We start from the raw sequence: 16,158 nt of genomic DNA, 5'->3' as shown, positions 1-16,158 counted from the left end.
GACGCGGGCCGGCGGTCAGCGGGTCACCGGTTCGCCGCGGCCGAGGCCTGGGCCTGGCCGCGGCGGCTGATCTGCTGGAACGCGAAGTCGGCGAGACCGTCGCCGGTGGTGAAGATCTGCGCGTCCTTCTTCGTCACGTCCTTGCCGTCGGTGAAGCCGGTGATCGTGAAGTAGGCGTAGCGGCCGTAGGAGTTGGTCGTCGAGCGGCAGATCGCGCCGGCGCAGAAGGGCTTGACCCCGGAGCCGTCGAGAGCCTTGACGATGCTGCGCTTGTCGGCCTGGCTCTTGGCCTTGAGGGCCTGCGCCTCGGTGTCGAAGACGGCCACGCCGACCGTGGCGGCGATGCCGTCCTTCACGTAGGTGACGCGCATCATCCGGGTGCAGCCGTTGTCGGTGAGGACCTTGGGCAGGGTGCCCTGGACGGCGCCGGCGCAGGTGGTGGTGTCGGCCTTGCCGGCCTTCTTGTAGACCGTCGAGCCCATCGTCAGCTGGGTGCCCGGGAAGAGGATGTCCGGGCCGTTGGGCGCGGTGTCCTTGGCCTTGCTGGAGACGAACTCCTTCGGGTCCAGCGGCGGCGGCGCGCTGGTCGGGGCGAAGGAGGGGTTGCCGGAGGCGCTCGGCAGGCCGCCGCTCGCGGGGAGCGAGGAGGTCGGCTTGTTCGGTTCGTCGTCGTTCGCCGACACCACTGCCATGGCGACGGCGGTGCCTATCGCGAGGGTCGCGACGGCGCCCCCGCCTATGAGGAACACGCGTCGGCGCCTGCTGCGGGTCTCGGACGCCTCGGCGAGCGCGGCCCAGTCCGGAGTCGGATCCGAGGCGCCGGCGGTCCACGGCTGTTCGGAGTTCGGTTTCCAGGGATCCCACTGGGACTGAGGTCCCCCCTGCCCATAGCTCATGGGGCGCATCTTAGACGGGCACGGGCAGTGGGTGGCCTCCGTGCAGGTCCACGGAGGGCCCACGAGGCCGGTCGGACTCGTTTTGACCTGGCTCGGGCGGCCCGGGTATCCTGCATCTTCGTTGTGTATTGGCTTGCTCATTCTCACGGGACGGGCCCTTACACCGGTCCACCGGGCCGATGACCAGCGACCAGCACGCGGTTTGCGTCACCGCTGTGCGGTCAGGGCTGTCGTGATCGTCTTCGGTGACCTGTCAGGACCACTCACTCGAAGCGAAGGCTACGAACCGTGCGTACGTACAGCCCCAAGCCCGGCGATGTGACGCGCCAGTGGCACGTCATCGACGCTCAGGACGTTGTCCTGGGCCGTCTCGCCACCACTGCCGCCTCCCTTCTGCGCGGCAAGCACAAGCCGATCTACGCCCCTCACGTCGACACCGGTGACTTCGTCATCATCATCAACGCCGACAAGGTGCACCTGTCGGGCAACAAGCGGAACCAGAAGATGGCGTACCGCCACTCCGGCTACCCGGGCGGTCTGCGCTCGGTCCGCTACGACGAGCTGCTCGACAAGAACCCGGAGAAGGCCGTCGAGAAGGCCGTCAAGGGCATGCTCCCCAAGAACTCGCTGGGCCGTCAGATGCTCTCGAAGCTGAAGGTCTACAAGGGTGACCAGCACCCGCACGGCGCGCAGCAGCCGCAGCCGTTCGAGATCACCCAGGTCGCGCAGTAAGTCCGGCCACACCACCCCAAGCACAGAGAATCTGAGGAGAACCGTGGCCGAGACCACTGCCGAGCAGCCGCTCGAAGAGCTTGACATCGACAGCTACACCACCGAGTCCGACGTCCCCGTCGAGGGCGAGTACACCTCGGAGTCGCTGGCTTCCCGCTTCGGCGAGCCGCAGCCGGCCGCCGGCCTGGGCCGTCGCAAGAACGCCATCGCCCGCGTCCGGATCGTCCCGGGCACCGGCAAGTGGAAGATCAACGGTCGCACCCTCGAGGACTACTTCCCGAACAAGGTGCACCAGCAGGAAGTCAACGAGCCGTTCAAGGTCCTGGAGCTCGAGGGCCGCTACGACGTCGTCGCCCGCATCACCGGCGGCGGTGTCTCCGGTCAGGCCGGTGCGCTGCGTCTCGGTGTCGCCCGCGCGCTGAACGAGGCCGACGTCGACAACAACCGCGGCCCGCTGAAGAAGGCCGGCTTCCTCACGCGTGACGACCGTGCGGTCGAGCGCAAGAAGGCCGGTCTGAAGAAGGCCCGCAAGGCCCCGCAGTACAGCAAGCGCTAAATCTCAGCTGCCTGCACGTACGTCGAACGCCCCGGCGGCACGCCATTGTGCCGTCGGGGCGTTCGTTTTATCGCAAACCTGGGCGTATAACGGCACAAGATGCTCAAAGGGTTGTGTGATCGGATGCTAAGGGCATCAAATGCCTGGGTGCGGGAGCCGGCGCCGACCATCCCGGGCACCCGTGACGACTACGCAACTGATGCTTCCTCAGGAGGACACGTGGGACGACTCTTCGGCACGGACGGCGTGCGCGGTGTGGCCAACGCGGATCTCACGGCCGAGATGGCGCTCGGCCTGTCCGTGGCCGCGGCGCACGTACTGGCCGAGGCGGGCACGTTCGCGGGCCACAGGCCGACGGCCGTGGTGGGACGTGACCCGCGCGCGTCCGGGGAGTTCCTGGAGGCCGCTGTGGTGGCCGGCCTGGCGAGCGCCGGGGTGGACGTGCTGCGGGTGGGCGTGCTGCCCACGCCCGCGGTCGCCTACCTGACCGGCGTGCTCGGCGCCGACCTCGGCGTGATGCTGTCCGCCAGCCACAACGCCATGCCCGACAACGGCGTCAAGTTCTTCGCCCGCGGCGGGCACAAGCTCGCCGACGAGCTGGAGGACAGGATCGAGGGCGTCTACGAGGAGCACCGCACCGGCGCTCCCTGGGACCGGCCGACCGGCTCCGGCGTCGGCCGCGTGCGCTCCTACGACGAGGGGTTCGACCGGTACGTCGCCCACCTCGTCGCCGTCCTGCCGAACCGGCTCGACGGGCTGAAGATCGTCCTGGACGAGGCGCACGGCGCGGCCGCCCGGGTCTCGCCGGAGGCGTTCACGCGGGCCGGCGCGGAGATCGTCACGATCGGCGCCTCGCCGGACGGGCTCAACATCAACGACGGCTACGGCTCCACCCACCTGGACAAGCTGAAGGCGACCGTCGTCGAGCAGGGCGCCGACTTCGGCATCGCGCACGACGGCGACGCCGACCGCTGCCTGGCCGTGGACCACACCGGCGAGGAGATCGACGGCGACCAGATCCTGGCCGTGATCGCCCTCGCCATGCGGGAGCGGGGCGTGCTGCGCTCGGACACCGTCGTCGCCACCGTGATGTCCAACCTGGGCTTCAAGCTGGCCATGGAGCGTGAGGGCATCCGGCTCGTCCAGGCCGCCGTCGGCGACCGGTACGTGCTGGAGGAGATGAAGCAGCACGGGTACGCGCTCGGCGGCGAGCAGTCCGGGCATGTGATCATCCTGGACCACGCGACGACCGGCGACGGCACGCTGACCGGGCTGATGCTGGCCGCCCGGGTCGCGCAGAGCGGGCGGTCGCTGCGGGACCTGGCCTCCGTGATGGAGCGGCTGCCGCAGGTGCTGGTGAACGTGCCCGACGTCGACAAGTCGCGGGTGTCCTCCTCGGCGGAGCTGGCCACGGCCGTGGACGAGGCGGAGCGGGAGCTCGGGACGACCGGGCGGGTGCTGCTGCGGCCCTCCGGGACCGAGCCGCTGGTCCGGGTCATGGTCGAGGCGGCCGACATCGAGCAGGCCCGCGCCGTCGCCGGACGGCTGGCCGACGCGGTGAAGTCCGCGCTCGGATGACCAGGGCCTGTTCCGGGTTTCCCGCCTGCGGCGCGACGCCTGGCACGGTTCCCCCACGCTCGGCTTCGCTCGCGCGGAGGGGCCCCACTGCCTGAAAGGCGTGGGAGGGGCCCCCAGCACCAGACGCCGCGCCGCCCGCGCTCGGCGCGGACGACGGGAAACCCGGGACAACCCTTAGCTGCGTTTCCCCCACGCCCACTTCTGGATCAGCAGGGTGAGCGTCCCGGCGAGGATGATGCCCAGCAGGTTCAGCAGGAGCTGCTGGGTGGACCCCCAGGTCTGCCCGGTGTCGCCGTAGCTGAGGGCTACGGCGGCATTGGCCGCGGCGGGGACCGTCGTCACCGAGATGGCGACGCCGACCAGCGCGCCCGACTTCGCGGAGGTGAGGGAGAGCGTGCCGGCGGCCCCCGCCAGAACCGCCACGACGAAGGAGAACCAGTCGGGGGCGTAGATGAAGCCCGTGTTCGGCCGGTCGGCCTCCAGCTGATCCTTGGTGAACAGGCCCACGGCGTCCATGAACAGGCTGAAGCCGGCGGTCACCGCCATCGCCGCGGCGAAGCCGACCAGCAGGGCGACGAGGGAGCGCACGGCCAGCCGGGGAGTGCGCTGCACGATCGCCGTGGAGACGCCGGCCAGCGGGCCGAACTCGGGGCCCACCGCCATCGCGCCCACGATCAGGACCGCGTTGTCCAGCACCACACCGCAGGCCGCGATCATCGTCGCCAGGACGATGAAGGCGAGGTAGGTGGCGGAGAGCGTGGACTCCTCGTGGGTCGCGTCGGTCAGATGCTCCCAGAGCACCGCGTCGGCGGGCTCGCCCGGCGCCTCGGCCTCCGCCTTGTCGGCGCGCAGGGAGAGGGAGAGGTCGATGTTCTCGACGGCGATGGAGCCGCTCTTCTGCAAGCCCAACTTCTGGAGTGAGCTGAGCAGTTCGTCGCCCGCCTCGCGGGCCACGTCGCACAGGACGACGTCGCCCGCCGGGTTGCGGGCGGCTCCCCGGAGCACCACCAGGTGGGCGGTGCCGACGGTGTTCTCGATCAGGCGGACCACGTCGTCGGTCTGCTCGGCCGGCGAGATCAGGCGCAGATGCAGCATGACGTCTTTCTAGCGCATCAGAGTTTCCGCAGGCTCAGCCGCTGCACCTTGTGATCCGGGCCCTTGCGCACGACCAGCGTGGCGCGGCCGCGGGTGGGGGCGATGTTCTCCGTCAGATTGGGCTTGTTGACGGTGCGCCACATCGTGCGGGCGTAGTCGAGGGCCGCCTCCTCGGACACCTGGGTGTACTTGCGGAAGTACGAGGAAGGGTCCTGGAAGGCGGTGGCGCGCAGCTTGCGGAAGCGGTTGAGGTACCAGCGCTCGATGTCCTCGACCCGGGCGTCGACGTACACGCTGAAGTCGAAGTAGTCGGCGAGGCCGACACGGGTGCGGCCGTCCTTGCCGGGCAGCGCGGGCTGCAGGACGTTCAGCCCCTCGACGATCAGGATGTCCGGGCGGCGGACGGTGAGCCGCCGGTCGGGGACGATGTCGTAGATGAGGTGGGAGTACACGGGGGCCGTGACCTCGTCCTTGCCGGCCTTGATGTCGGCGACGAAGCGGGTGAGGGCACGGCGGTCGTAGGACTCGGGGAAACCTTTCCGCGACATCAGGCCGCGGGACTCCAGTTCCCTCGTGGGGAGCAGGAAGCCGTCGGTGGTGACCAGTTCGACGCGGGGGTGCTCGGGCCAGCGGGAGAGCAGGGCCTGCAGGAGCCGGGCGACGGTCGACTTGCCGACGGCGACCGAGCCGGCGACCCCTATGACGAAGGGGGTGCCGGCCTGGGAGCCCTGCTCGCCCAGGAAGGTGTTGAGCGCGCCGCGCAGGCCGTCGGTGGCGCCCACGTAGAGGTTGAGGAGACGGGAGAGCGGGAGGTAGATGTCACGGACCTCGTCGAGGTCGATGACGTCGCCGAGGCCGCGCAGTCTCTCGACCTCGTCGGCGGTGAGCGGCAGCGGCGTCTTGTCGCGCAGCGCGCTCCACTCACAGCGGGTGAGGTCGACGTAGGGAGTCGCCTCCGGCCTGTGCCGGTGGGCGCTCCGGGGCATCGGGGAGACCGGAGAGATCACGCTCCATTGTTAACGGAGTTCGAACCCGATGGCGGGTGGGGTCCGTCACGCGAGGCTCCGCCGCCGCCGTTCCATCGGTGCGACGAGGCAGTCTCGGGGTGAGGGCTGAGAACCGTCTGTGAGTGCGTCAGGCGTGCGAAACACGGCGGGGATTTCCGAAATCGGGCACGTGCGCCCTCTTTTCGGTCGGGCTTTCGCCGTACGCTGCGGCTCATGTGCGGAATCGTGGGATACGTGGGATCGCAGTCGGCCCTGGAGGTCGTGACGGCCGGGCTGAAGCGGCTGGAGTACCGGGGATACGACTCGGCGGGCGTCGCCGTGCTGGCGGACGGGGGGCTCGCCGCCGCCAAGAAGGCGGGCAAGCTCGTCAATCTGGAGAAGGAGCTCGACGAGCGGCCGCTGCCGACCGGGACGACGGGGATCGGCCACACGCGGTGGGCCACGCACGGCGGGCCTACGGACGCCAACGCGCATCCGCATCTGGACAACGCCGGGCGGGTCGCCGTCGTGCACAACGGGATCATCGAGAACTTCGCCGCGCTGCGGGCCGAACTGGCCGAGCGGGGGCACGACCTGGCCTCCGACACCGACACCGAGGTCGTGGCCCATCTGCTCGCCGAGGAGTTCTCCTCCTGCGCGGACCTCGCCGAGTCGATGCGGCTGGTGTGCCGGCGGCTGGAGGGGGCGTTCACGCTGGTCGCGGTGCACGCCGACGAACCGGACGTGGTCGTGGGCGCACGGCGCAACTCACCGCTGGTGGTGGGCGTCGGGGACGGCGAGGCCTTCCTCGCCTCGGACGTCGCCGCGTTCATCGCCCACACGCGGTCGGCGATCGAGCTGGGCCAGGACCAGGTGGTGGAGTTGCGCCGGGACGGGGTGACGGTGACCGGCTTCGACGGCCGTCCGGCGGAGGTCAGGTCGTACCACGTCGACTGGGACGCGTCCGCCGCGGAGAAGGGCGGCTACGACTACTTCATGCTCAAGGAGATCGCCGAGCAGCCCAAGGCGGTCGCCGACACGCTGCTGGGGCGCGTCGACGCGTCGGGTTCGCTGACGCTCGACGAGGTGCGGATCCCCGCGGGGGTGCTGCGCGAGGTCGACAAGGTCGTCGTGGTCGCCTGCGGTACGGCCTTCCACGCCGGGCTGATCGCCAAGTACGCCATCGAGCACTGGACGCGGATCCCGTGCGAGGTGGAGCTGGCGAGCGAGTTCCGCTACCGGGACCCGATCCTGGACCGGCAGACGCTGGTGATCGCGATCTCGCAGTCCGGCGAGACCATGGACACCCTGATGGCGCTGCGGCACGCCCGTGAGCAGGGGGCCAGGGTGCTGGCCGTCTGCAACACCAACGGCTCGACGATCCCCCGTGAGTCGGACGCCGTGCTGTACACGCACGCCGGACCGGAGGTGGCGGTCGCCTCGACGAAGGCGTTCCTGACGCAGCTGGTGGCCTGCTACCTGGTGGCGCTGTATCTCGGCCAGGTGCGGGGCACCAAGTGGGCGGACGAGATCCGGGCCGTGGTGCGCGACCTCGCGCGGATCTCCGCTGAGGTCGAGCGGGTGCTGGAGACGATGGAGCCGGTGCGGGAGCTGGCGCGTTCGCTCGCCGGCAAGGACACCGTGCTGTTCCTGGGCCGGCACGTCGGCTATCCGGTGGCCCTGGAGGGCGCTCTGAAGCTGAAGGAACTGGCCTACATGCACGCCGAGGGGTTCGCGGCCGGTGAGCTCAAGCACGGGCCGATCGCGCTGATCGAGGAGGACCTGCCGGTCGTCGTGGTCGTGCCGTCGCCCCGGGGGCGGTCCGTGCTGCACGACAAGATCGTGTCCAACATCCAGGAGATCCGGGCGCGGGGCGCGCGGACGATCGTGATCGCGGAGGAGGGGGACGAGGCGGTCGTGCCGTACGCCGACCACCTCGTGCGGATCCCCGCCACGCCGACACTGCTGCAGCCGCTGGTGGCGACGGTGCCGCTGCAGGTGTTCGCCTGCGAACTGGCGACGGCCCGGGGCAACGAGGTGGACCAGCCCCGCAACCTGGCGAAGTCGGTGACGGTGGAGTAGCGGCCCCGAGATCGCCGTGGGCGATCGAGGGGCGCGGGGAACTGCGCGACCAGCCACGACGAACCAGCACGCGCGCGGCGGTCGGTGTCCCCCGCCCCTGCGGGCGCCCCCCCCGGTCAAGCCCTCCGCTGGTTACGGGCCTTCCTCAACTGCCAGGTGGTCCAGAGCAGCGGAGCCGCCAGCAGCCAGACGATGGCGACGATGTCCCACTCCGCGGTCTTGCCGGTCGCCTCGTCCGCGGTGATCAGGACGCACAGCAGGGTCCAGATCGCGGCGAGCGTGCCCACGGAGCACAGGGCCAGGGTCCAGGGCCACGTCGCGCGCCCGCCGGCACCGCCACGGGCGTTGCCCGCACCGCCGGACCGGGCGGAGGGCTGGGGGATGCGGTCGGGGGTGCGCGGCGGCATGTGCACGACCGCCTGCGGCGGCACCCCCGCGTCCAGTGCCGCGATGCGCTCCGGGGTGATCCCCCTGAAGAGGGTCGGCTCGACGGAGACCGAGAACCCGTCGTGGCCGGTGAGGGCGCGGGCGCCGTCGGGACGGGTGGTCATCGCCGCGCAGGCGTCGTAGCGGACGGTCACCGGGCCCCGCGGAGTCGTGAGGCTGACGCCCTCCGTGCCGATGACCAGGGTGACCTGGTCGTCCTCCAGGGACGGGTGCCGGGTGCCGGTGACGGAGGTCGTGGAGTACTGGGGCGCGGGGCTGAAGCCCGCCCAGTCGACGCCACGGCCGGGCGTCTGGAGCAGCCCGTTGTCCCAGGCCTGGCGGGCGACGTCGTGCAGGTCGGCGAGAGTGACCGCGTGCAGCTCGGCCCTTTGCTGCTCGGGGGAGAGGATCCGGTGCCCGAGCAGCAGGCTCAGCGCGTACGACGGCAGCGAGACGGCGCCGAAGTCCGGCATGTCGTACAGCTTGAGGGTCTTGGCGCGCGCCGAGTCCAGCTCGGACTGCTCGATGCGGCCGGCGCGCAGCCGCGCGAGGGTGTCGACGAAACCGCCGATCACCGCGTCCTGCTTCTGCGGGAGGGCGTCGGCGTACGCGGTGAGAGTGGCGAAGTCGGCGTCGCGCGGGGAGTACTCGGCCTCGGCGGAGTAGGAGTAGCCGCCTTCCTGGCGCAGGTCCTGGAAGAGGGCCCGGCCGAGGACGTCGGCGAAGACGGAGGCCGCGGTGGAACGGGGCAGCACCGCCGAGAACGCGACGTGGCCGTCGTCCCCGCGGATGAACGCCGGGGTGACGGGCAGCGCGCTGGTGGGCGTCGGCGCGGGAACGCGGACGCCGACGGGCAGGGTGAGGTCCAGGCCGTCGGGCACGCGGTCGCTGGTGATCCACAGCACCGCGTTGTCCCGGGTGAAGCGGGTGTGCGCCCAGTGCCGCACCTGGTCGGGGGTCAGGCTCCAGGTGCCGAGCTCGTTGTAGCTGGACAGGCCGTAGCTCTGGGCGCCGTAACGCCACAGCGGGAGCTGGGAGCCGCCGCCGCGGCCCGCGGCCTCGGTGCGCAGGATCTCCTTCTCGGTCTCCAGCCGGTCCATCGGCAGCTCGCGCAGCCCCGCGCACACGCTGTTGAGGTAGGAGACGACCTCCGCCTCGCTGCCGGTGACGTGGAAGAGGGTGTACGCGTTCGCCGTCGCCCCGTTGTAGTGCAGGTCGGACAGGCCGAGCCGGTACAGGGCGAGGTGCTCGACGAGGTGGGTGATGCCGGCGGTGGCCAGCGTCTCGTCGGCGCGGCCCACCCGGAAGAACAGCCCGGCGGTGATCTCGTTGCTGCCGGGGGCCGGGGCGTGGAGGGTGGGGATGCCCTGGACGGCGGTGTGGGAGATCAGCCCGTCGAGGGCGGCGAGGCCGCCGCCGATGTCGTGCAGGTCGGTGGTCACCGGTATCCGCCTCCTCGGGACTCCAGCGCGGACTTGCGGAACTTGCGGAAGGACGCCTTCGGGTCGTTCAGGTAGTGCCACGGGCCCTCGGAGGCGCGGTTGCCGAGGAAGGCGAAGTGCGGGGCCGCGTCATCGAAGTGGCCGCCGAGCGAGAAGGCGAACGCGAACGTGCTGTGCGCGCCGATGGAGTGCCAGTCGACCCGGTGGGCGGGGTGCAGCACGGAGGCGTGGGCGGCGAAGCGCAGGTCGTCGCGGACCGGGACGCCCCGCAGGTACGCCGTGCCCTCGGAGCCGCCGAGCTCCAGCCAGTGCTCGATGTGGGCGTAGGCGACCAGGGCGCCGTTGGCGAAGCCGTCGGGCGCGGCCTTCGCGCACTCCTGGGCGAAGCCGTGCGCGGCCTCCCAGGAGCCGCCCCACTTGGGGCAGAGCTGCTGGAGCAGGTTCGTCTGGGCGTGGTAGTCGTGCGGGTGGTGCGCGGCCAGCCGGTCGTAGCGCCGGCGGACCTCGGACTGCCCGAGCTCCAGGCCGCGCGCGGTGGTCAGGCGGGCGTTCCAGGCGGGGGTGTACGACGGTTGCTCCGCGCAGACCTCGATCAGCAGCTGTTCGGCCCGGCGCAGCCAGGAGTGGAACTGGTCGAACTGGTCCCGGGAGACGTGCTGGGCGCGGGCGGAGCTGCGGATGTCCCAGCCGATGTGCACATAGCGCTGGGCGAGCAGGGTGCGGGGCAGCGGGTCCCCGGGCTGCTCCCGGACGGCTCGCTCCAGCATGTTCTCGACGCCGGGGATGTCCGATACCAGGCTCACGGCCGAGTTGACCCTGTCGACGGAGTCCAGCCGCGCGATGTACGCGCGGACGGACGGCCAGTCGCCGGACTGCGCGGCGGTGCGCAGCGGGATGAGCTCGGGCGTGTTGTCGTACGGGTCGAAGGTCGGCCCGGACGGGTCCGTGAATGCGCCGTGGGGGCTGCTGCTCATTCCTCCACCGTGTGGTTGGTGTGACTGATGTGATCAGTATGAGAAGACGCGCAGGCTAGCAGCAGGGGGTGACAGCCGCGCGGCCGACCGGTCGTGGAGGGGCCCCGCCGTAGGGTGCTCGGCATGAGCATCATCGGGGTCGGCATCGACGTTGCCGAGATCGAGCGGTTCGCGGCGTCGCTGGAGCGGACGCCCGCGCTGGCCCGACGGCTTTTCCTGGACAGCGAGTTGCTGTTGCCGAGCGGGGAGCGGCGGGGGATCGCCTCGCTGGCGGCGCGGTTCGCGGCGAAGGAGGCCCTCGCCAAGGCGCTGGGGGCGCCGGCGGGGCTGCTGTGGACCGACGCGGAGGTGTACGTCGAGGACAGCGGGCAGCCCCGGCTCCGGGTGCGGGGCAGCGTCGCCGCACGGGCGGCGGAACTGGGGGTGCGCAGCTGGCATGTGTCGTTGAGTCATGACGCGGGCGTGGCGTCGGCGGTGGTGATCGCCGAGGGGTGAGGCGGGACGTGCGCCTGCCGCCGGTCGGCCGGTGGGTGGCTGAAGCCGTGTCGGGGGCGGCGGTGTGAGACTGGGGTGCATGCGTACTGCCTACTGTGTGGACACCGTCAGGGCCGCCGAGCGGGAGGCGATGGCGCGGCTTCCGGAGGGCGCGCTGATGCAGCGGGCCGCCGCCGGTCTCGCCGCCGCCTGCGCCGACGTACTGGGGCGGGTGTACGGGAGCCGGGTCGTGCTGCTGGTCGGCAGCGGGGACAACGGAGGTGACGCCCTGTACGCCGGGGCCCGGCTGGCCCGGCGGGGCGCGGGGGTGACCGCCGTGCTGCTCGCGCCGGAGCGCACGCACCCCGGCGGGCTCGGCGCCCTGCGGCGCGCCGGGGGCCGCACGCTCACCCCGGGGGACGGCGCGGCCGAGGCGGTCCGGCGGGCCGACCTCGTGCTCGACGGCATCGTCGGCATCGGCGGACGCGGAGGGCTGCGCGGCGACGCCGTGGACCTGGCCGCGCTCGCCGAGCGGTCCCGGGCCGTGGTCGTCGCCGTCGATCTGCCGAGCGGGGTCGACGCCGACACGGGCGAGGTGCGGGGCGCGGCGGTGCGGGCCGACCTCACGGTGACCTTCGGGACGCACAAGCCCGCTCTGCTGATCGATCCGGCGCGGGAGCACGCAGGGTCGGTGCGGCTGGTCGACATCGGTCTGGAGCTGCCCGACCGGCCCGAACTGGAGGCGTTGCAGCACGCCGACGTGGCCCGGCTGCTGCCGGAGCCGGCGCCCGAGAGCGACAAATACCGGCGGGGCGTGGTCGGGATCGCGGCCGGGTCCGCGCGCTATCCCGGGGCCGCCGTGCTGGCGGTCGCCGGCGCGCTGCGGGGCGGCGCGGGCGCCGTCCGGTACGTCGGCCCCGCGGGGGACGCGGTGCTCACGCGGTTCCCCGAGACGCTCGTCTCCGACCAGGGGCCGCGGCGGGCCGGGCGGGTGCAGGCATGGGTCGTCGGTCCGGGCGCCGGGGACGACGCCGGCGTCGTGGCGGAGGTGCTGGAGGCCCAGGTCCCGGTGCTGGTGGACGCGGACGGGCTGCGGCTGGCCGACGCCGAGGCGGTGCGGGGCCGTACCGCGCCCACGCTGATGACCCCGCACGCGGGGGAGGCGGCGGCGCTGCTCGGGGTGTCGCGCGAGGAGGTCGAGTCGGGGCGGCTCGCGGCGGTACGGGAGCTGGCCGCGCGGTACGGGGCGACGGTGCTGCTGAAGGGTTCGACCACGCTGGTCGCCGCGGCGGACGGGGGAGCGGTCCGCGTGAACGCCACGGGCACGGGCTGGCTGGCCACGGCCGGAAGCGGTGACGTTCTGTCGGGGCTGACGGGGTCGCTGCTGGCAGCGGGCCTGAGCGCGCTGGACGCGGCCGGCGCGGGCGCGTACCTGCACGGCCTCGCGGGGCGGTTCGCGGCCGAGGGGGCGCCGGTGGCGGCGGGAGACGTGGCCGAGGCGGTACGGCGGGCCTGGCGGGACGTCATGAGGGGCTGAGCCCGGCCCCGCCCCCCACCAGCCGGACACCGTGTCCGCTCCGGGGGTGTCCGGGGGCTCTGAGACACTGGGCGCGATGAGTGAGACTGCACTGCCGACCGCCAACCCGCAGCGCGCCCGCGCCGAGATCGATCTGGGCGCCGTGCGGGCCAATGTGCGGACCCTGCGCGCCAAGGCGCCCGGGGCGGCGTTCATGGCCGTCGTGAAGGCCGACGGATACGGCCACGGCGCGGCCCCCTGCGCCCGCGCGGCCGTGGAGGCGGGCGCCACCTGGATAGGAACCGCCACGCCGGAGGAGGCGCTCGCGCTGCGCGCTCAGGGCGGGCTGCCGGACGACGTCCGGATCATGTGCTGGCTGTGGACGCCGGGCGGCCCCTGGCGGGCGGCCGTCGAGGCCGGCCTCGACGTCTCCGTGAGCGCGCTGTGGGCGCTGCGTGAGGCGGAGGAGGGCGCCCGCCTCGCGGGACGGACCGCGCGTGTGCAGCTCAAGGCCGACACCGGCCTCGGCCGCAACGGCTGCCAGCCCGCCGACTGGCCCGGCCTGGTCGACGAGGCGCTGCGCGCCGAGGCGGAGGGCCTGATCCGGGTCACCGGCCTGTGGTCGCACCTCGCCTGCGCCGACGAGCCGGGGCACCCCTCCATCGCCGCCCAACTCGCCTGTTTCCGCGAGATGGTGACGTACGCGCAGACGCAGGGCCTGCGGCCCGAGGTGCGGCACATCGCCAACTCCCCGGCGACGCTCACCCTCCCGGAGAGCCACTTCGACCTCGTCCGCCCCGGCATCGCGATGTACGGCGTCTCGCCCAGCCCCGAGCTGGGCTCCTCCGCCGACCTCGGGCTGCGCCCGGCGATGACGCTCATGGCGTCGCTGGCCCTGGTCAAGCACGTGCCGGGCGGGCACGGCGTGAGCTACGGCCACCACTACACGACCCCCGGCGAGACCACCCTCGGCCTGGTCCCCCTCGGCTACGCCGACGGCGTCCCACGGCACGCCTCGGGTTCCGGCCCGGTGTTGATCGGCGGCAAGTGGCGCACGGCGGCGGGGCGGATCGCGATGGACCAGTTCGTCGTGGACCTCGGGGGCGACGAGCCGGAGGCGGGCGCCGAGGCGGTCCTGTTCGGGCCCGGCGACCGCGGCGAGCCGACGGCGGAGGACTGGGCGCAGGCCGCGGGCACCATCGGATACGAGATCGTCACGCGCATCGGAGCGCGCGTTCCGCGCGTCTATGTGGGCGAGGGCCGCAGACCGGCGGGCGCAGACGGGGACGGGTGAGCGTCGGTCGCGGCACTGGCCGCCGTGCCGCCGGGTATGAGGATCATCCGGTCGGTGCCCGCCGCACGACGGGCGCCGGCGGCACGGCACTGCACGACCGGTCATGTGGCACCACCCGGGATCAGGCGAAGAGGAGCGGTACGTGAGCGAGAGCAGCGCGGAGGCAGCGGCGGAGGTCGCCTCGGCGGCCGTCGCCGCCGTCTCCGCCACGGGGGCGGCCGGAGGGTGGCGCCGGGCGACCGGCGTCGCCGGCGCCGCGATAGGCGTGATCGCCGCGGGCGCTGCGGCCGGGGTCGCGCTGGAGCGGATGACCGTGGGGCGCGGGATGCGCGCCAAGGCCCGGCTGGCCCTCGACGCGGCAGGCCCCTACGGCGCGCTGCGCGGCACGCCGGGCAAGGCGTTCTCCGACGACGGCACCGAGCTGTACTACGAGGTCGACGACGTGGAGCCGGAGGGCGGGCCCGCGCCCCGGCGCCGGCGGCTCTTCGGCCGCAAGGCGCCGCTGCCCGTCACCGTCGTCTTCAGTCACGGCTACTGCCTGACCCAGGACTCCTGGCACTTCCAGCGGGCGGCCCTGCGGGGCGTCATACGGACCGTGCACTGGGACCAGCGCAGCCACGGCCGGTCCGCGCGGGGGGCCGGCCAGGTCCGGGGGGAGGCGCCCGTCAGCATCGACCAGCTGGGGCGTGACCTGAAGGCCGTCATCGACGCGGCCGCGCCCGAGGGGCCGATAGTCCTGGTGGGGCACTCGATGGGCGGGATGACCGTCATGGCGCTCGCCGCGCAGTACCCCGAGCTGATCCGGGAGCGGGTCGTCGCCACCGCCTTCGTCGGTACGTCGTCGGGGCGGCTCGGCGAGGTCAACTTCGGACTGCCGGTCGCCGGCGTCAACGCGGTGCGGCGGGTGCTGCCCGGTGTGCTGAAGGCGCTGGGGCAGCAGGCGGCGCTGGTGGAGAAGGGGCGGCGGGCCACCGCCGATCTGTTCGCCGGGGTCATCAAGCGGTACTCGTTCGCCTCCCGGGACGTCGACCCGGCCGTCGCCCGGTTCGCGGAGCGGATGATCGAAGGCACGCCGATCGACGTGGTCGCCGAGTTCTACCCGGCCTTCACCGATCACGACAAGACCGAGGCGCTGGCCTGCTTCACGGGCATGCCGGTGCTGGTGCTGGCCGGCATCGGGGACCTGGTCACGCCCAGCGAGCACAGCGAGGCGATCGCCGACCTGCTGCCCGACGCCGAGCTGGTCCTCGTGCCGGACGCCGGGCACCTGGTGATGCTGGAGCACCCGGAGGTGGTCACCGACCGTCTCGCCGACCTGCTCACCCGCGCGGGCGCCGTGCCGGCAGGGGCTACGGTGGGGGCTTATGGAAGCACCAGCAGCACCGCACGACCCAGCTGACCCGGTTTCTCTGGAGATCATCGTCAACTCCCCCGATCTGATGCGGGAGTTGGGACGCCGCCTGGCCAAGCTGCTGCGCGCCGGCGATCTCGTCATGCTCAGCGGGGAGCTCGGTGCGGGCAAGACGACGCTGACCCGCGGGCTCGGCGAGGGGCTCGGCGTCCGGGGCGCGGTGACCTCCCCGACGTTCGTGATCGCCCGGGTCCATCCGTCCCTCGGCGGCGGCCCGCCGCTCGTCCACGTCGACGCGTACCGCCTGGGCGGCGGGCTCGACGAGATGGAGGACCTGGACCTGGACGTGTCGCTGCCCGAGTCGGTCGTCGTCGTGGAGTGGGGCGAGGGCAAGGTCGAGGAACTGACCGAGGAGCGGCTCCAGGTGCGCATCCACCGGGCCGTCGGCGACACGACGGACGAGGTGCGCCACGTCACCGTCACGGGCCTCGGCGAACGATGGGCGGCGGCCGACCTCAGCGCCCTGGCGGCCTGAGGTCCGTCTACAAGCGGATCTTGCCCAGAGCGTCGGCGGGCCGGTCCACGGCCGAGTCGCCGACGCGGGTGCGTGATCGCGGGACTGGCTGTCCGAAGTGGTTCTCGTCGCCGGTCAGCCTCTGCCCGCCGGGCGGCCGCCGGATCAGGCGGCAAGCAGGTCCAGCACCGCACGCGCACGCGCGACTCGTCGCCGCCCCCTCGCACAGCACGGTCGATCAT

The 16,158-nt window shown here is 72.6% G+C and carries 14 protein-coding genes; 9 read left to right on the top strand and 5 right to left on the bottom strand.

The features are described 5' to 3' along the window. Positions 1-23: 23 nt before the first annotated feature. A complete protein-coding gene (locus ACIRS4_RS23080; RefSeq protein ID WP_404199021.1) occupies positions 24-896 on the bottom strand; it encodes a hypothetical protein in 873 nt (290 codons plus the stop codon). Between the two features lie 288 nt (positions 897-1,184). Between ACIRS4_RS23080 and rplM the strand changes: the two genes are divergently transcribed. The 3 genes from rplM to glmM all read left to right on the top strand — a co-directional run bounded on the left by rplM (position 1,185) and on the right by glmM (position 3,762). Next, complete coding sequence (gene rplM / locus ACIRS4_RS23075; RefSeq protein ID WP_130441081.1) at positions 1,185-1,628, top strand: 50S ribosomal protein L13; 444 nt, start codon at positions 1,185-1,187, stop codon at positions 1,626-1,628. Positions 1,629-1,671: 43 nt separating this feature from the next. Then, entirely contained in the window at positions 1,672-2,184 is a 513-nt protein-coding gene (gene rpsI, locus ACIRS4_RS23070; protein WP_404199018.1) for a 30S ribosomal protein S9, read from the top strand. A 219-nt stretch (positions 2,185-2,403) separates the two neighbouring features. Continuing rightward, complete coding sequence (gene glmM / locus ACIRS4_RS23065) at positions 2,404-3,762, top strand: phosphoglucosamine mutase (protein ID WP_404199015.1); 1,359 nt, start codon at positions 2,404-2,406, stop codon at positions 3,760-3,762. A gap of 174 nt (positions 3,763-3,936) precedes the next feature. Here the strand turns inward: glmM and ACIRS4_RS23060 are convergent, their stop codons facing one another. Both ACIRS4_RS23060 and coaA read right to left on the bottom strand, forming a co-directional pair. Beyond that, positions 3,937-4,857, bottom strand: coding sequence for a DUF389 domain-containing protein (locus ACIRS4_RS23060; protein ID WP_404199013.1), 921 nt, complete (start codon positions 4,855-4,857; stop codon positions 3,937-3,939). A 17-nt stretch (positions 4,858-4,874) separates the two neighbouring features. Beyond that, positions 4,875-5,843: a type I pantothenate kinase gene (gene coaA / locus ACIRS4_RS23055; protein WP_404199495.1), complete on the bottom strand. Its 969-nt coding sequence runs from the start codon at positions 5,841-5,843 to the stop codon at positions 4,875-4,877. 234 nt (positions 5,844-6,077) lie between these two features. Here coaA and glmS point away from each other — a divergent pair, with 234 nt between their 5' ends. Beyond that, positions 6,078-7,925, top strand: coding sequence for a glutamine--fructose-6-phosphate transaminase (isomerizing) (gene glmS / locus ACIRS4_RS23050; protein ID WP_404199010.1), 1,848 nt, complete (start codon positions 6,078-6,080; stop codon positions 7,923-7,925). Positions 7,926-8,041: 116 nt separating this feature from the next. On the opposite strand, the gene ACIRS4_RS23045 is transcribed toward glmS, so the two are convergent. Both ACIRS4_RS23045 and ACIRS4_RS23040 read right to left on the bottom strand, forming a co-directional pair. Then, positions 8,042-9,793 (bottom strand): M16 family metallopeptidase, encoded by a 1,752-nt coding sequence (locus tag ACIRS4_RS23045; protein WP_404199007.1) that lies wholly within the window; start codon positions 9,791-9,793, stop codon positions 8,042-8,044. Continuing rightward, positions 9,790-10,767: a hypothetical protein gene (locus ACIRS4_RS23040; protein WP_404199005.1), complete on the bottom strand. Its 978-nt coding sequence runs from the start codon at positions 10,765-10,767 to the stop codon at positions 9,790-9,792. Before ACIRS4_RS23040 ends, ACIRS4_RS23045 begins: the two co-directional genes overlap by 4 nt. Positions 10,768-10,890: 123 nt before the next feature. On the opposite strand from ACIRS4_RS23040, the gene ACIRS4_RS23035 reads away from it, so the two are divergent. The 5 genes from ACIRS4_RS23035 to tsaE all read left to right on the top strand — a co-directional run bounded on the left by ACIRS4_RS23035 (position 10,891) and on the right by tsaE (position 15,937). Further along, a complete protein-coding gene (locus ACIRS4_RS23035; protein ID WP_404199002.1) occupies positions 10,891-11,262 on the top strand; it encodes a holo-ACP synthase in 372 nt (123 codons plus the stop codon). Positions 11,263-11,341: 79 nt separating this feature from the next. Beyond that, the gene (locus ACIRS4_RS23030) at positions 11,342-12,778 is read left to right on the top strand and encodes an NAD(P)H-hydrate dehydratase (RefSeq protein ID WP_404198999.1); all 1,437 of its coding nucleotides are present in this window, start codon (positions 11,342-11,344) and stop codon (positions 12,776-12,778) included. Between the two features lie 76 nt (positions 12,779-12,854). Beyond that, on the top strand, positions 12,855-14,051 hold the full coding sequence (gene alr / locus ACIRS4_RS23025; RefSeq protein ID WP_404198997.1) for an alanine racemase: 1,197 nt from the start codon (positions 12,855-12,857) through the stop codon (positions 14,049-14,051). A gap of 142 nt (positions 14,052-14,193) precedes the next feature. Continuing rightward, complete coding sequence (locus ACIRS4_RS23020; protein ID WP_404198994.1) at positions 14,194-15,450, top strand: alpha/beta fold hydrolase; 1,257 nt, start codon at positions 14,194-14,196, stop codon at positions 15,448-15,450. Next, positions 15,416-15,937 carry a tRNA (adenosine(37)-N6)-threonylcarbamoyltransferase complex ATPase subunit type 1 TsaE gene (gene tsaE / locus ACIRS4_RS23015; RefSeq protein ID WP_404198991.1) on the top strand — a complete coding sequence of 174 codons (522 nt, stop codon included), beginning with the start codon at positions 15,416-15,418 and terminating at the stop codon, positions 15,935-15,937. The genes ACIRS4_RS23020 and tsaE overlap by 35 nt, the downstream gene beginning before the upstream one ends. Positions 15,938-16,158 lie beyond the last annotated feature (221 nt).

This window comes from Streptomyces sp. NPDC101166 (genome assembly GCF_044768125.1).
GTDB lineage: Bacteria > Actinomycetota > Actinomycetes > Streptomycetales > Streptomycetaceae > Streptomyces.
The sequence above is the reverse complement of the archived record's forward strand: the minus strand, read 5'-3'. Positions and strand labels throughout refer to the sequence as shown.

Excerpts from the sequence above, each read along its gene's own strand:
- ACIRS4_RS23035 (WP_404199002.1), top strand. The coding sequence starts at position 10,891 with ATGAGCATCATCGGGGTCGGCATCGACGTTGCCGAGATCGAGCGGTTC.
- alr (WP_404198997.1), top strand. The coding sequence starts at position 12,855 with ATGAGTGAGACTGCACTGCCGACCGCCAACCCGCAGCGCGCCCGCGCC.
- ACIRS4_RS23030 (WP_404198999.1), top strand. The coding sequence starts at position 11,342 with ATGCGTACTGCCTACTGTGTGGACACCGTCAGGGCCGCCGAGCGGGAG.
- tsaE (WP_404198991.1), top strand. The coding sequence starts at position 15,416 with ATGGAAGCACCAGCAGCACCGCACGACCCAGCTGACCCGGTTTCTCTG.
- ACIRS4_RS23040 (WP_404199005.1), bottom strand. The coding sequence starts at position 10,767 with ATGAGCAGCAGCCCCCACGGCGCATTCACGGACCCGTCCGGGCCGACC.
- glmS (WP_404199010.1), top strand. The coding sequence starts at position 6,078 with ATGTGCGGAATCGTGGGATACGTGGGATCGCAGTCGGCCCTGGAGGTC.
- ACIRS4_RS23060 (WP_404199013.1), bottom strand. The coding sequence starts at position 4,857 with ATGCTGCATCTGCGCCTGATCTCGCCGGCCGAGCAGACCGACGACGTG.
- ACIRS4_RS23080 (WP_404199021.1), bottom strand. The coding sequence starts at position 896 with ATGAGCTATGGGCAGGGGGGACCTCAGTCCCAGTGGGATCCCTGGAAA.
- coaA (WP_404199495.1), bottom strand. The coding sequence starts at position 5,843 with ATGCCCCGGAGCGCCCACCGGCACAGGCCGGAGGCGACTCCCTACGTC.